At 31.9% G+C, this 14,457-nt stretch carries 15 protein-coding genes and 1 riboswitch; of the genes, 1 reads left to right on the top strand and 14 read right to left on the bottom strand.

Annotation, left to right across the window (positions count from 1 at the left end):
* Positions 1 to 97 precede the first annotated feature (97 nt).
* From ACWCL1_RS04605 to ACWCL1_RS04565, 9 genes are all read right to left on the bottom strand, one after another.
* The gene (locus ACWCL1_RS04605) at positions 98 to 427 is read right to left on the bottom strand and encodes an IS3 family transposase (protein ID WP_454545737.1); all 330 of its coding nucleotides are present in this window, start codon (positions 425 to 427) and stop codon (positions 98 to 100) included.
* 610 nt (positions 428 to 1,037) lie between these two features.
* Positions 1,038 to 2,300: a tetratricopeptide repeat protein gene (locus tag ACWCL1_RS04600; protein ID WP_454545736.1), complete on the bottom strand. Its 1,263-nt coding sequence runs from the start codon at positions 2,298 to 2,300 to the stop codon at positions 1,038 to 1,040.
* A 92-nt stretch (positions 2,301 to 2,392) separates the two neighbouring features.
* Complete coding sequence (locus ACWCL1_RS04595) at positions 2,393 to 2,668, bottom strand: HU family DNA-binding protein (RefSeq protein WP_454545735.1); 276 nt, start codon at positions 2,666 to 2,668, stop codon at positions 2,393 to 2,395.
* Between the two features lie 183 nt (positions 2,669 to 2,851).
* Positions 2,852 to 4,162, bottom strand: coding sequence for a ribosome biogenesis GTPase Der (der, locus tag ACWCL1_RS04590; protein ID WP_454545734.1), 1,311 nt, complete (start codon positions 4,160 to 4,162; stop codon positions 2,852 to 2,854).
* Positions 4,163 to 4,250: 88 nt separating this feature from the next.
* Positions 4,251 to 5,450, bottom strand: coding sequence for a 30S ribosomal protein S1 (gene rpsA / locus ACWCL1_RS04585; RefSeq protein WP_454545733.1), 1,200 nt, complete (start codon positions 5,448 to 5,450; stop codon positions 4,251 to 4,253).
* A gap of 80 nt (positions 5,451 to 5,530) precedes the next feature.
* Positions 5,531 to 6,208, bottom strand: coding sequence for a (d)CMP kinase (gene cmk / locus ACWCL1_RS04580; RefSeq protein ID WP_454545732.1), 678 nt, complete (start codon positions 6,206 to 6,208; stop codon positions 5,531 to 5,533).
* 73 nt (positions 6,209 to 6,281) lie between these two features.
* The gene (locus tag ACWCL1_RS04575) at positions 6,282 to 6,884 is read right to left on the bottom strand and encodes an SAG1386/EF1546 family surface-associated protein (protein WP_454545731.1); all 603 of its coding nucleotides are present in this window, start codon (positions 6,882 to 6,884) and stop codon (positions 6,282 to 6,284) included.
* Between the two features lie 79 nt (positions 6,885 to 6,963).
* Positions 6,964 to 8,409, bottom strand: a complete 1,446-nt coding sequence (locus ACWCL1_RS04570; RefSeq protein ID WP_454545730.1) for a RecQ family ATP-dependent DNA helicase — start codon at positions 8,407 to 8,409, stop codon at positions 6,964 to 6,966.
* Positions 8,387 to 9,427 (bottom strand): helix-turn-helix domain-containing protein, encoded by a 1,041-nt coding sequence (locus tag ACWCL1_RS04565; RefSeq protein WP_454545729.1) that lies wholly within the window; start codon positions 9,425 to 9,427, stop codon positions 8,387 to 8,389. Before ACWCL1_RS04565 ends, ACWCL1_RS04570 begins: the two co-directional genes overlap by 23 nt.
* A 171-nt stretch (positions 9,428 to 9,598) precedes the next feature.
* Here ACWCL1_RS04565 and ACWCL1_RS04560 point away from each other — a divergent pair, with 171 nt between their 5' ends.
* Positions 9,599 to 11,155: an Nramp family divalent metal transporter gene (locus tag ACWCL1_RS04560; protein ID WP_454545728.1), complete on the top strand. Its 1,557-nt coding sequence runs from the start codon at positions 9,599 to 9,601 to the stop codon at positions 11,153 to 11,155.
* 64 nt (positions 11,156 to 11,219) lie between these two features.
* Here ACWCL1_RS04560 and ACWCL1_RS04555 read toward each other — a convergent pair whose 3' ends face one another.
* The 5 genes from ACWCL1_RS04555 to ACWCL1_RS04535 form a co-directional block, all read right to left on the bottom strand.
* The gene (locus tag ACWCL1_RS04555; protein WP_454545727.1) at positions 11,220 to 11,753 is read right to left on the bottom strand and encodes an ECF transporter S component; all 534 of its coding nucleotides are present in this window, start codon (positions 11,751 to 11,753) and stop codon (positions 11,220 to 11,222) included.
* Positions 11,754 to 11,806: 53 nt separating this feature from the next.
* A riboswitch (FMN riboswitch) is annotated at positions 11,807 to 11,923 on the bottom strand.
* A 64-nt stretch (positions 11,924 to 11,987) separates the two neighbouring features.
* Positions 11,988 to 12,719, bottom strand: a complete 732-nt coding sequence (locus ACWCL1_RS04550) for a pseudouridine synthase (RefSeq protein ID WP_454545726.1) — start codon at positions 12,717 to 12,719, stop codon at positions 11,988 to 11,990.
* Positions 12,720 to 12,721: 2 nt separating this feature from the next.
* A complete protein-coding gene (scpB, locus tag ACWCL1_RS04545; RefSeq protein WP_454545725.1) occupies positions 12,722 to 13,306 on the bottom strand; it encodes an SMC-Scp complex subunit ScpB in 585 nt (194 codons plus the stop codon).
* A 1-nt stretch (position 13,307) separates the two neighbouring features.
* A complete protein-coding gene (locus ACWCL1_RS04540; RefSeq protein WP_454545724.1) occupies positions 13,308 to 14,069 on the bottom strand; it encodes a segregation and condensation protein A in 762 nt (253 codons plus the stop codon).
* Positions 14,041 to 14,418 (bottom strand): N-acetyltransferase, encoded by a 378-nt coding sequence (locus tag ACWCL1_RS04535; RefSeq protein ID WP_454545723.1) that lies wholly within the window; start codon positions 14,416 to 14,418, stop codon positions 14,041 to 14,043. Before ACWCL1_RS04535 ends, ACWCL1_RS04540 begins: the two co-directional genes overlap by 29 nt.
* Between the last annotated feature and the right edge of the window lie 39 nt (positions 14,419 to 14,457).

The following is a 14,457-nucleotide window of genomic DNA, read 5'->3' as shown; positions in this document are numbered from 1 at the left end:
TTCATCTAATGATCCATATTAATTAAGTTTATTTAACATATTAAAGGTTTGATGTAGTGTTGGAGAAGTTGAAACATCATAGGCAATAATTTCTTCATTACATCCATCTAGAATTGGTGATGAGTAAACCTTTTTTTCCAGAACGCAATTTAAATTCAGTAACATCGGTATAACATTTTTTCTTTGGTTGGTTTGCCTTGAATTGACGTTTAACTTTATTATCTATGATTTTGCCAATTGTTTCTTTATATGAACTATAACGATTTCGCTTATGAATTGTCTTTCCAAATGATTCCATAACTGACAGTAAGTGTTTTACTTTCTTATGATTAATAATTACACCATTACGACGTAATACACACGTTATTCGTCGATAACCATAATTTTTTCCATGATGTTGGTTAAAGATTTCCTTAATTTGGTGCATAACCTTATGATTTTGACGATCTTTTTGATGAGATAATTGATAATAGGAATGTCGAACGACTCATCTTGGCAATCTTTAATAGATCAGCTAATGGAAATTGACAACGAAGTTGTTCAATTATTTTTGCTTTTTCTGATTTTCGTTTGTCAACCTTTTAAATAAGTATTTTCCGCTCTTAGATACAATAATTCTTTCTTAAGTTTTTTGATTATGTTTTGTAATGGTCTTTTCCTTCGGTCTTCCTATTGGTTTATTAATTACATTATAACCATTTTCTTGATAATCATTAATCCAATTAGCTAACATTCTAGTTGAAGATAACCCCAGATTTAAAGGATTCATGCACGTCTAATGGCGTCTAATTTTTCTTCTTTCCACTTATGATGAGGCCTATCAAGCCAAGTGGTGTCCATAACGGTTTAATATTTTCATCAAGTAAATATAATGTCGTCTTGAAATAGGATAATATTCCTGGATTTTTGAATGCCCATATCCTTTTTGATACATATCTTCCTTTGAAAAGCGCATAAAAAACACCTCAAATCTTGAATTATTTTGTCCAAGATTTGGGGTGCACATCATTGTCATTGCTCTTTTACTTATATTAAGTTTATTGATCTAAAAGTTCTTCTTGCAATTCAGCCATTTCCGAATCATTTGGATTAATTTTTAAATACTGGTCAACACATTGAAGAGCCACTTGACGTAAACCTGCTCCTTTGAAAAATACAGCAGCATCTCGTAAGAACTCTTCAGAATTGCTAAGATCTTTTAATGCTGCTTTATAATCATCAATTGCATGGGCATAGTCATCTAACATTGCATATGATTTACCACGTAACCAGTAAAATGAAGGATCAATTTCATTATCCTTCAAATAGGTATTAAGTAATTTAATATTATCCTCATGGTTTCCTAAACTGATAAATAAACGACTTAGTTCAGAAATCACTGTAGGATTGTCTGGATCTTGTTTTAAGGCTATAGTCAAGTAATGCTTTGCATCATCAACTTTACCAAGTTCTTGCGCAAGTTGAGCAGCTTTAATATATAATTGCAAATTAAACTCATCTACGCTCATACCTTCTTGTAATGTAATTAATGCTTCTTTTAAGTTACCTTGATGTTCATAAACTTCAGCCAATGCTGAATATAAAGTTGCATAATCCGGCGACTTTTCTTTTAATTTTTTCAATTCTTTTAATGCTTCATCATCATTACCTAATTTTAATTGAGTAAATGCCAATTGAAAACTTGTATCATCCTCCATATCTTCCTCGTGAATTTGTTCCAAATATCCTAAGGCCTGTTCAAATTTTCCAATTTCAGCATAGGAAACACCTAATCTTTGCACCAAATTAACTCTTGATAACTCTGTAATTCCTTCTTTGACTAAAGCAATGTACAAATTAATTGCTTTACGATAATTTTTGATGTCAAAATATAACTCTGCTAATGCAAATTGAATAACTGGCTCATCTGGAGCTAATTGGTATGCCTTTAACAATTTTTGTTCACTTACATCAAACATTCCTTGAGTTTGGTATAAATCTGCAGCAACCAATAAACTTTCTAAATAAGCATCTGAGTCAGGTTTAATTGCTGCTAAATAACTTAGTGCTTCATCATCATTACCTTCACCAATTGCAATATCTGCTAAGGAAGTTCGAAATTCATCTGCATTAGGATGCCGTTCTAATAACTTTTGATATGCACGCTTGGCCATTGAAGTGAATCCTAATGAATAAAGTTCTTCTGCAAGACTATAAAGCATATCATCACTGTCTTTTCGTAAAGACCAACTAAATGCTTTTTTAGCCTCCTCAATTTGTCCGTTTTCAATCAAATCAAGCGTTTTTTCAGCATATGTCATTTATGTCGCTCCTTTAATTTGAAATTATCCTCATATTTTAACATAAAAAAAGACTGCGACAATCATCACAGTCTTAAAAGGTTCATTGGTAATTATTTAACAGCATCCTTAAGTGCCTTACCTGGCTTAAATGCTGGAACCTTGCTTGCAGGAATTTCGATTTCTGCACCTGTTTGTGGGTTGCGACCTTTACGTGCTGCACGGTCACGTACTTCGAAATTACCAAAGCCGATTAATTGAACCTTTTCGCCATTTGCCATGAAATCTTGGATTGAACCAAATACTGCATCAACAGCTGTTGTAGCATCTTTTTTTGTCAAACCTGTTTTTTCAGCAACTTTTTCGATTAATTGTGCTTTGTTTGCCATGTGTTTCCACCTCCTCGAACAAATAACAGTTGTTATAAAACATGTTATATAATATCAAATTAATGATTGACACAATGACTAACAAATCATTGCTCAATAATTAAGATAGCATACAAAACCCAATATAACAAGGGTTTTCATGATAAATTAAATAAAATTAGATACTTTGTAACCGTTTAATAATTATTTTCTTCTTCTTATAATTAAATGAATCGGTGTACCGGTAAAATTAAATGATGCTCGAATTTGATTTTCTAAAAAACGTTCATATGAAAAGTGCATTAATTCAGGATCATTTACAAAGACTACGAATGTAGGTGGCTTAGTTGATACTTGAGTCGCATAATAAATTCGTAAACGTTTCCCATTATCACTTGGAGTTGGATTATGTGCAATTGCATCTAAAATCACTTCATTAAGAACTGAAGATGATACTCTTCGTTCATGATTAGTATTTACTTCTTTAATTAATTTAGGTAATGTATTTAATCTTTGATGCGTTTTTGCTGATACAAAAACAATTGGAGCATAACTTAAATATTGAAATTCTTGACGAATTGTTTTTTCAAAGTTACTCATTGAATAATTATCTTTTTTCAATGTATCCCACTTGTTGACTACAATAATAACGCCACGTCCAGCTTCGTGTGCATATCCTGCAACGTGTTTATCTTGTTCTCGAATGCCTTCTTCAGCATTTAAAACGACACAAACAACATCTGAACGATCAATAGCTTGCATTGCACGTAAAACTGAATATTTTTCGGTATTTTCATAAACTTTTCCTTTTTTACGAATTCCCGCTGTATCAATCATTGTATATTCAGTACCATCTGCAGTTTTAAACTTTGTATCAATTGCATCACGAGTAGTTCCTTCAATATTTGAAACAATTACTCGATTTTCACCTAACATCGCATTTACAAGTGAAGATTTACCAACATTTGGCCGTCCAATAAAACTAAACTTAATGCTAGTATCTTCAACTTGATCTGCATCAGTTGGAAAAGCAGCAATTACTTTATCAAGTAAGTCTCCAATTCCAATTCCATGTACTCCTGAAATTGGAATTGGATCGCCAAATCCTAAAGAATAAAAATCATAAATTTCATTACGCATTTCAGGATTATCGACTTTATTTACAGCTAAAAATACTGGCTTATCTGTTTTATATAGAATTTTAGCTACCTTTTCATCAGCATCAGTAACACCTTCTTTAGCACTTACAACAAAAATAATTACGTCAGCTTCATCAATTGCGATTTCAGCTTGTTCTTTAATCTGGGTAATAAATGGTTCATTACCCATGTCAATTCCACCAGTATCAATCATATTAAATTTTTTACCGAGCCATTCGCAATGAGTATAAATCCGGTCACGTGTTACTCCAGGAGTATCTTCAACAATTGAAATTCGTTCTCCTGCAATCCGATTAAAAATTGTTGACTTTCCTACATTAGGACGACCAACAATTGCAACAATAGGATTTGCCATTATCTTCCCTCCATTTCGTTAATAACACAAAAATGAGGCTGTGACATTTGTCATGGCCTCATTCATTAATAAACATTATTAAGTTTAATTATTGTTGATCTTTTAATTCATCGCCAATAATGTCACCTAAAGTAAAGCCAGTTTCTTCTTCTGGGATTTCAACTTTTTTAGCATTATTGTCTTCTTTTTTAGGAGCTTTCTTTTCAGCAGCTGGTTTTTCTTGTAAAGCTTTGATTGATAAAGCTAAACGATGAGCAGCTGGATCAACGCTCAATACTTTAACCTTAACTTTTTGACCTGGTTCTAACACATCATTTGGAGTTGCAATGTGTTTGTGTGAGATTTGAGAAATATGAACTAATCCTTCAACCCCAGGCATTACTTCAACAAAAGCACCAAAACTTGTTAAGCGTTTAACAGTACCTTCAAGAACATCGCCTTCGGCAACTTTTTCGCCAACTTCATCCCATGGTTGTGGTAATGTTTGTTTAATTGACAATGAAATTCTGCCATGTTCTTCATCAACATCTAATACTTTAACCTTAACATCTTGTCCTACTTTTAATACATCTGAAGGCTTGTTAACATGATCATATGAAATTTCTGAAACATGTACTAAACCATCTACACCACCAAGATCTACAAAAGCACCAAAGTTTGTTAAACGTGCAACTTTACCTTCAACTACTTCACCAGCAGTTAATTTATCCATTGCTTCTTTACGCTTCATTTCGCGTTCTTCTTTAGCAGCTTCTTTATGTGATAAAATTAAGCGATTTTCACTTGGTTCGATTTCAACAATCTTTAAATTAAGTTCTTTATCTTTATATTGGTTTAAGTCTTCAACATAACGATCTGAAATCATTGAAGCAGGAATAAATCCACGCACACCAGCATCTACAACTAAACCACCTTTAACTACTTGTGTTACAGGTGCTGTAATTGTTTCGCCTTTTTCAAATTTGCTTTCGATTTCATCCCAAACCTTACGAGCTTGTAAGCGACGTTGTGATAATAAGAAACTACCGCCTTCTTTGTCAGAACCAATTTTAGAAATTACAACTAAATCTAAGATGTCGCCGACGTTAATTTTGTCTTCAATTTCGTCTGCCTTAATGCCAAGTTCACGGGCAGGAACTACGCCTTCAACACCTGTTCCTTCAATACCAACGATAACTTGCTTATTTTCATCAAATGCTAAAACTTCGCCTTTTACGACGTCGCCAACATTTACTACTTTCACGCTATTTAAAGCTTCTAATAAATCCTTGTTTTCTGATTCACTCATGGACAGTGTCCTCCTTAACGACTAACTCTATTTAATATTTTAACTGATATTTATAAATATTTCCAGTATTATTGCCGATTTTAGTTGACATTTACCTTCTCATTAATAATTTCTAGAATTTTGTTAACAACTTCGTCAATATTTAAGGAAGTTGTATCTACCAAAATTGCATCTTTTGCTTGTGTCAATGGCGAAATTTCACGATGAGAATCTTTGTAATCACGTTCTTCAATTTCTTTTTCAAGAACGGTTAATGGTGTATCAATTCCTTTTTCTTGGTTTTCTTTAAACCGTCTTATGGCACGTTCATGAACACTTGCAACTAAAAAGATTTTTACTTGAGCATTAGGTAGTACAGTGGTCCCAATATCACGTCCATCCATTACAATTCCGCCTGCTTGAGCAATTTCTTGTTGCCGAAATGTCAACTCTGCACGTACACTTGGTTGAGCAGATACAAGTGAAACGCTATTAGTAATTTCAGGAGTTCTAATTGCACGGGTAACTTCTTCATCATTCACGAACACTCTTTGTTCGGGTTCTGCGGGGACAAATTTAATCTCTATTTCATTTAAAAGATTTTTCAATGCTTGATCATCATCTAACTTGATATCATTTTTAATTGCTGCATATGTCACTGCTCGATACATTGCCCCTGTATCACAATAAATATACTTTAATTTTTTGGCAACGATTTTAGCAACCGTACTCTTACCTGCAGAAGCAGGTCCATCAATTGCAACTTGAATTTTATCCATGTTCTTCTCCTATCATGTTTCTTCAAAAAAATTAGAGGTTGGAATTACAACCTCTCTTAAATGTTTAAAAAATTTATTTAATACGTAATTTCTGTCCAGGAGACAATTGTGTATTTGATGTAAGTCCTGGATTTAATTCAATTAACTGTTGAACAGTTAATCCATTATTTACTGCAACCCGATAAACTCCTTGACCAGCTTGAACTGTGGCATAGTTTCCGCTTGTAGCAGTAGTACTACTTTGCGTTTGAAATTGTGAACTTGCAGTTGTTTGTTGAGAAGTAGCTTGCGAAACTACTGCACTACTACTTTCAACAACTTGATTACTTGAGCTGCTTTCAACGACTAAGCTTGATTTAGAACTCTTCTTACTTTCTTTTTTAGATGATTTTTTCTTTTTTGATGAAGAATGTTTCTTCTTTGAAGATGATACAACTTCTATTTTGTCACTATTAGTTGTATTTTGCTTAGCCGTTTTCTGCGATAAAAAATAGAGACCTACCACTCCAATAATAATAACAATAAAAACTATCAATAAAGACGTTGTTAACGTTGTATTATTTTTTGTGTGTTGCCTTCTTGCGGTTCTAGACAAGTTACCTTGGTCATCTTTTTCTTCTTCAAAAGTATTTTCCCAAGGTTTTTTTGAATGGTCATTTGCTTTTTTTTGACTCAAAATTACACCCCATATCTAATATATCCTAAGTTATATTACCACAAGTGAGTCAGAAATATCTATAAAAAATTGTTTAATATTATTCGATATGAAATATTTTTTTTAATCTTTGTTGATATGGCATAATTGAAATTACTTCTTTTTTACTGGAATTAACATATTCTAATGCTAACTTATTTAGATCATACCGCCCATTATTTTGGCAACATTTTTCAGAATGCCTAATTGATTTTTGATCTTGAAAATAATTTAAAATAAATTGTCTTTTACATCCATCTGTGCTCACATATCGTAACATTTGAAAAAGTGCTTTATTTTTATCTTCTTTGCGTTTAGCAAAAAAATTTTGCAAATTATTTTCATTAACTCCTAATGATATATATGTTTTTAGTGGTAATAAGTTTTCATCTTGGATATTTTCTAGTAATTTTTGATTTTTATAATAGTAGTCGATTTCATGATCATTTGGAATTGACCCTAGTTGAATTTGGCGTTGAATCTCTTCATCGCCTTTCGCATAAAGTAGAATCGCAATACTTTGTTTACCATCACGTCCAGCTCGTCCAATTTCTTGCACATAACTTTCCAGATCTCCAGGTAAATGGTAATGAATAACATAACGAATATCTTTTTTATTAACTCCCATTCCAAAAGCACTAGTAGCACAAATTACATCTAATTTATTATCAATAAATTGATGCTGAATTGAAAAACGATCTTCAATATTTAGATCTGCATGATACGATGCTGCTATTAAACTTGTTTTTTGATTAATTAATTGAGCAATCTCATCGGCCTTGCGTTTGCTAGAAAAATAGATTAGTCCTGGACCTTTAATTTGAGATATTAATTCAAGTAAGCGTTCATCTTTTTTAGATGCTGATGATAAAATCTCAGTTGTAAGATAAATATTTGAACGATCAACAGAATAACGAATTTCAACGTCATTTGAAGTAAAGTTTAACCGCTTTTTAATTTCACTAGCAACATCAGGGGTAGCAGTTGCTGTTAAGGCTAAAACTAATGGATTATTTAATTTTTTACGAATTTCTCCTAATAATAAATAATCTGGTCTAAAATCAGGTCCCCATTGAGCAATACAATGAGCTTCATCTACTACCATTAATCCAATATTAATTTGCTTAATTCGATTGAAAATATATGCAGTTTGTAAAATTTCAGGAGATGCAAATATAAATTGAAATTGATTAAGATGTTTAAGTACATAATCCCTTTCATTCCCGCTTAATTTTGAAGTTAATGCAACTGTGTTTGAAATTTTATTATATTTCATTTGTTCTACTTGATCTTGCATTAATGAAATTAATGGCGAAATAATTAAAACTGCTTGCTTAGTATACTTACCATAAAATTGATAACACAGCGATTTGCCTGTTCCTGTTGGCAAAATCGATAAAGTTGAATGCTGTTGTAGTAAGTTAAGTAAAGTTTCCTTTTGCCCATCTTTAAATTTTGAAAAGCCAAAATATTCTTGTAATACTTTATATAGATTTTCTTCTTTCATCATGTGTCCTCATTATTGCATATAAACGAAACTTAATAAACGGAATTTTTTTTTCTTGATTTGCCAAGATGCGATAGCTCCACTTATCAATATCTGTTGTTTTAAATACTTTGTTTAAAAATTCAATTTCATCAGTTGATAAAAAAAGATTAAATGGGAAATGAACGTCACTAATCGCCAAAATAATCAAGTGTTCCTCAACTGTACTTACCTTTAAGTGTCTTTTGAAACTAATTTGTTCAACATTAAGTCCAAGACTAAATAGTCGCTTTGTTTCATAGATACTATTAGACAAAATTCCAGATAGCTGTGTCATTTCTACTAATTTTTTTAGTGGAGTGTTTTGATTAATTAAAAAATCTGCAAATTGCAACGATAAATCTCGCCAGATCAATTCAACATCAGTTTCTGCTAATTGTAATTGAATTGCAATTTGTTGGTTAGTCAATCCATTTTGCTGATGACCAATTAATTTTGCTGCAAACACATTTGCTTTTAGTTCAACTTGATTATCCAAAAAAGCTGATAGTAAATTTTGAATTTCACCTTTTAATGTTTCAAATCCAAAGTGTCCTAACCACTTTTTTACTAAAAATTGTGCTTGTAAGTTTTCACTTGCAACATAATATTGATGGTTATGATAACTAAATTCCGAGGCTACTTGCACTAAAATTAAAAAAATCGCATTCCATAATTCATAATCATACCGTTGAAATAAATCTGGTCTTTCAATAAAATAATGACGTTTTGAAAAATGCTTTAATTGATTGGCGCCTTCATTTGTTAAAATTTCACCTGCAGAAGTTTTCTTCAGATACCCTTTTTTTATAAGCAAATCAATTGATTGATTATATTCAATAATATTTAATTGAGGATAAAGATTTAAATAATCTAAATAATCGTATCTGAAAGCCCAATATAATACTGAACCAGTTTTTTTATTGATTAAGATTTGTCTTAAAACACTTGCTTTTCTTGGCTGGGTTTTACTAAAAAATCTCAATAAATATTCAATCAAGTAATTCACTTCCTTACTAGACAAATTGTAATAAGTTTATTATATCCTACATAGCTGAGTTTACGCATATTTTTATCTAGTTAATTGTTGGGCATACCTAAAAATACTATTAATTCTACTTAAATAAGAGTATAATACCTATTGTAATCAAAGCGAAAGGTGGTTTTCGATGTGGTAAACACGGAGAAACGAGATAAGCATCATAAGCTTATCGAGCATGTTGATGGCGATAGTGATCTTTCATTATCAGAAATCAATGGCACTGTTAAGGTTCCAAAAGGAAAAGGATTCTGGCGGACTTTATTAGCCTATTCAGGACCTGGAGCATTAGTTGCCGTAGGATATATGGATCCTGGTAACTGGTCAACCTCAATTACAGGTGGCCAAAATTTCCAATATTTACTAATGTCAGTGATCTTAATGTCTAGTTTTATTGCAATGTTATTACAATACATGGCAGCAAAATTAGGAATTGTTACTCAAACTGATTTGGCCCAAGCAATCAGACAACGCACTAGCAAATCATTGGGAATCGTTTTATGGATATTAACTGAATTAGCAATCATGGCAACAGATATTGCTGAAGTTATTGGTGCAGCCATTGCGCTATATTTATTGTTTGGAATTCCATTAATCGTTGCAGTTTTTATAACCGTATTTGATGTCTTATTATTATTAGCCTTAACAAAGGTTGGATTCCGTAAAATCGAAGCACTTGTTGTTGCACTTATTATGGTAATTTTATTTGTATTTGTTTATGAAGTTGCCCTCTCTGATCCTAATTGGGGAGCAGTTGTTCGGGGAATTATTCCAACAGCTGAAACTTTTTCAAGTAAGCCAGTTGTTAATGGAATGACCCCAATTCAAGGTGCCTTAGGTATTATCGGGGCAACAGTAATGCCTCATAATTTGTACCTTCATTCAGCAATTTCTCAAACCCGTGAAATTGATCATAACAATGAAGAAGAAGTTGCTACTGCAGTTAAATTTTCAGCTTGGGATTCAAACATTCAATTATCTGTAGCATTGGTTGTTAATGCTTTACTTTTAGTAATGGGAGTAGCGGTTTTCAAAACTGGTGCTGTCAAAGATCCATCATTCTTTGGATTGTATCAAGCTTTATCAGACACTTCAATGTTACAAAATCATGTTTTAGTTAGTATTGCTAAAACTGGTGCATTATCTGCATTATTTGCAATTGCATTACTTGCATCTGGACAAAACTCAACGATTACAGGTACATTGACTGGGCAAGTAATTATGGAAGGATTTATTCATTTAAGAATTCCTTTATGGGCAAGAAGATTAATTACCCGTTTAATTTCAGTTATCCCTGTTTTAATTTGTGTTTCAATGACTGCAAGAATGTCAACTTTGAATCAACATGAAGCACTAAATAATTTAATGAATGATTCACAAGTCTTCCTTGCAATTGCCCTTCCTTTTTCAATGTTACCTTTACTTCTTTTAACTAATAGTGAAGAAGAAATGGGACCATTTAAAAATTCACTTTGGGTTAAAATTATTGGTTGGTTCTCAGTTATTTTATTGACATTCCTTAACTTAAAAGGTTTACCTGATTCTATCCAAGAATTTTTCGGTAATAATCCGACTGCAAGCCAAATTGAACTAGCTAATACTATTGCTACTATTTTAATTGTTGGAATTATTGCATTATTAATTTGGATCATTTTTGATTTTAATAGAGAAAAAAAGAAACGTTTATAAAAAATATAAATAATTATTATTTAAAGAAAAAAGACTGTAACAAAAATTACAGTCTTTTTTCTAACTATAGTTGAGTTTTAACTTTGAGAGCTGCCAATCTAAACAACAATCCTACTATAATGCCTTTAATAATGTTAAAAGGGATCACCCCAATAAGCACTATTTTCCAAATTGGAAATGTTAATTTCATTCCAATTACATTTGTATATATAGGCAATAAAATGAATGCATTGGCTAAGCTCATTGTTATTGATAATATTAAAGTTTCTTTAATTATTAAATATTTCCAATTACTAGCCAAAATTTTATCACCAAGTATCTTGATTAAAATAAAACCAGCAAGTGCATCGGCTAATACACCAACTATATTAGCAAGCGATAGACCGACAAAAAGTAAGTATAAAATTTCCTTAATTCCTAAAATTACATACCCTTCTTTTTTGTTATAAATTAATGCACCGATCAATATAACTAAATCTGAGAAATCTAATTTCATGTATGGAACAATTGGAATAATTGGAAATGCAATAAACATTAAAATAAAAGAAACTGCTCCTAAAACTGCTGCTAGTACTAGCTTTTTAGTTGATTTATCCATTAAAAAAACCTCCTAATTGACTTAGAAGGAGATACTCGGAATATAGCTAAATAAAGTATCTTCTCCCATCCAGACTTTACTGTCGGTATTGGACTTTCACCAATTCAATCCTTACGGAGTTGCGGACTTTTACCGCCGGTCGGGAATTACACCCTGCCTTGAAAATACATAAACTATTATTTTATTTACTAGAAGTATAACACATTATTTTCGCTTTTAAAATATATAATTTTATTATCTACCTTTAACTAATCTCTCAAGATTTCTAATTTCATTATGTGACAATTCACGATATTGTCCTGCAGTTAGTCCATCTAATGTCAAAAATCCATATTTTTCACGTTTAAGCTTTTTCACAGGATGACCAATTCGTTCAAACATTAACTTCACTTGATGGTAATGGCCTTCGTGAATAGTTAATGAAACAATTGCAGTATTATTCTTTTTATTTGAAGAAATAATCCGTGCTTTTGCTGGAGCTGATTTATGTTTTGCATCCAATCGAACTCCTAATCTTAGTTGTTTTAGTTCATCATTACTTGGAATCCCTTTTACTTTGGCAACGTATGTTTTATTGATCTTATAACGTGGATGCATTAACATATTTGCCAATTTACCATCATTTGTCATAATAAGTAAACCGGAAGTATCATAATCCAATCTTCCTACTGGATATAATCTTTGCGGAATATTTTTAAAGTAATCAGTTACTACCTTGCGTCCCTTATCATCTTTAGCTGCCGAAATTACTCCACGTGGTTTGTAAAATAAAAAGTAGGCTTTCGTTTCCTTTTGTTCAATTAACTTTCCATTAACTTCAACCGCGTCATTGCCAGTAACCTTAGTTCCTAGTGTGGTTACTGTTTTCCCATTGACTTTAACTTTTCCTGCTAAAATCAACTTCTCACTTGCTCTTCGTGAAGCGATTCCTGCTTGACTCATTATTTTTTGTAATCTTTCAGCCAACTTTAATCCTCCTGTTCAATGGTTTTTTCAAATAATTCCATCAAATCTTGCTCATTATCTTCACTATCATCATTCTTTTCATCTGGAAGTGGTGGTAAATCATCAAGAGAATGTAATTCAAAATAATCAAGAAATTCATCTGTTGTACTGTACAAAATTGGTCGTCCAGGAACATTTAACCGCCCATCTTCTTTAATTAACTCTAAAGCCAAGAGCTTTTGAATCATACTACTAGCTTTTACACCACGAATTTCTTCAATATCAACGCGCGTAATTGGCTGTTTATATGCAATAATCGACAATGTTTCGACTGCAGCTTGAGAAAGTGTAGTGGTTGCTGGAGCTTCAAAGTAATTTTTTATAAGCGAGGCAAATTGCTTTTTAGTAACCATTTTTACGCTTTCGCCTGCTTGTAATAATTCAAAACTACAACTAGAATCATTTTTATACTTATGTTGAAGTTGAGCAATTTGATCTTTAACTGCTGGTTTAAGTAATCCAGATAAGTGCGAAAGTTCTGTAATTGTAATCCCTTCATTTCCACTTACAAAGATCAAACTTTCTATTTTCGCTTGATTTGATAGCATTTTAAATTCCCTTCTCTAACATAATTGGACCTAATTGAATTGATTGCATCACTACTAACTCGCCTTGTTTAGCTAATTCCAACAGTGCTAAAAAAGTAGTTACTAATTCTTCGGTTTCAACGTGTTCACTAAATAAGCTTTCAAACCGAATTGGCTCTTGAATTTGACTTATTTGATGACGAATTCGTTTAATCTCACCTTTAATTGTGTACTTTTCAGTTTCAAGTTTTCTTTGAATTGGTTTTGAAACTTGTTTTTGTGCAATCATACGAGCAAATGCATGTTGTAATAAATCAGCAGACATTGTTTCGTCACTTAATTTTCCAATATATGCATCTGCAGGAATTTCAGCTTGATCACGTGCATATAATTGTTGCCGTTGATGTGCTAATGTTTGCATTTGATTAGCCGCTTCTTGAAATGTTTGATGGACAAGTAATTGTTGGACTAATTCTTCTCGCGGATCTTCAAACATTTCATCTTCATCTGTAATCTCCTCTTTTTCAGTAGGTAAAAGCATCTTACTTTTGATATTAATTAACATCGCAGCTGTAACCAAATATTCACCTGCAACATCAAGCTTTAATTTATGCATTTGATGTAAATAATTAATATATTGATCTGTTATTTCAGCCATTGGGATATCATAGATATCCATTTTATTTTGCTTGATTAAGTGCAATAATAAATCTAATGGACCTTCAAATTTTTCAACTTTAAAGGTTAACTGATCATCAGTTAGATTGTTTTTGTTGAATTTCATTTCGTTGCTCCCATTTAGTGATTATTGCAGCAACATCAAGACTACCCATCATTTTGTGTTCAGGGTATAAATTAGCTAACTCATCTAACATTTTATAATATAAATCTTTATTTCGTTCAGATGGAGATAATGCAATTTGACGAACCATAATAATATCATCACTAATTTCAATCCCAATGATTCCTGTAAAATCGCTATTATTATTTTTCCATAAATATAAAGCACGACTATCATCTTCTTGATACCATTTAATTTCAGCTTCGAGTCGTGAAAAATCTTTTAAATCTGGAATAAATGATAGTAGTCCCATTGCTATTTTTTTATAATCATTTTTGTATTTTACTAGCATGCTTCAAAAATCTCCTACTACACTTTCCTCTTACGCAAT

Source organism: Ligilactobacillus sp. LYQ135 (assembly GCF_053711055.1).
This window is presented reverse-complemented; position numbering and strand designations above follow the sequence as displayed.

Excerpts from the sequence above, each read along its gene's own strand:
- scpB (WP_454545725.1), bottom strand. The coding sequence starts at position 13,306 with ATGCTATCAAATCAAGCGAAAATAGAAAGTTTGATCTTTGTAAGTGGA.
- ACWCL1_RS04540 (WP_454545724.1), bottom strand. The coding sequence starts at position 14,069 with ATGAAATTCAACAAAAACAATCTAACTGATGATCAGTTAACCTTTAAA.
- rpsA (WP_454545733.1), bottom strand. The coding sequence starts at position 5,450 with ATGAGTGAATCAGAAAACAAGGATTTATTAGAAGCTTTAAATAGCGTG.
- ACWCL1_RS04595 (WP_454545735.1), bottom strand. The coding sequence starts at position 2,668 with ATGGCAAACAAAGCACAATTAATCGAAAAAGTTGCTGAAAAAACAGGT.
- ACWCL1_RS04600 (WP_454545736.1), bottom strand. The coding sequence starts at position 2,300 with ATGACATATGCTGAAAAAACGCTTGATTTGATTGAAAACGGACAAATT.
- ACWCL1_RS04605 (WP_454545737.1), bottom strand. The coding sequence starts at position 427 with ATGCACCAAATTAAGGAAATCTTTAACCAACATCATGGAAAAAATTAT.
- ACWCL1_RS04555 (WP_454545727.1), bottom strand. The coding sequence starts at position 11,753 with ATGGATAAATCAACTAAAAAGCTAGTACTAGCAGCAGTTTTAGGAGCA.
- ACWCL1_RS04535 (WP_454545723.1), bottom strand. The coding sequence starts at position 14,418 with ATGCTAGTAAAATACAAAAATGATTATAAAAAAATAGCAATGGGACTA.
- cmk (WP_454545732.1), bottom strand. The coding sequence starts at position 6,208 with ATGGATAAAATTCAAGTTGCAATTGATGGACCTGCTTCTGCAGGTAAG.
- ACWCL1_RS04570 (WP_454545730.1), bottom strand. The coding sequence starts at position 8,409 with ATGAAAGAAGAAAATCTATATAAAGTATTACAAGAATATTTTGGCTTT.
- der (WP_454545734.1), bottom strand. The coding sequence starts at position 4,162 with ATGGCAAATCCTATTGTTGCAATTGTTGGTCGTCCTAATGTAGGAAAG.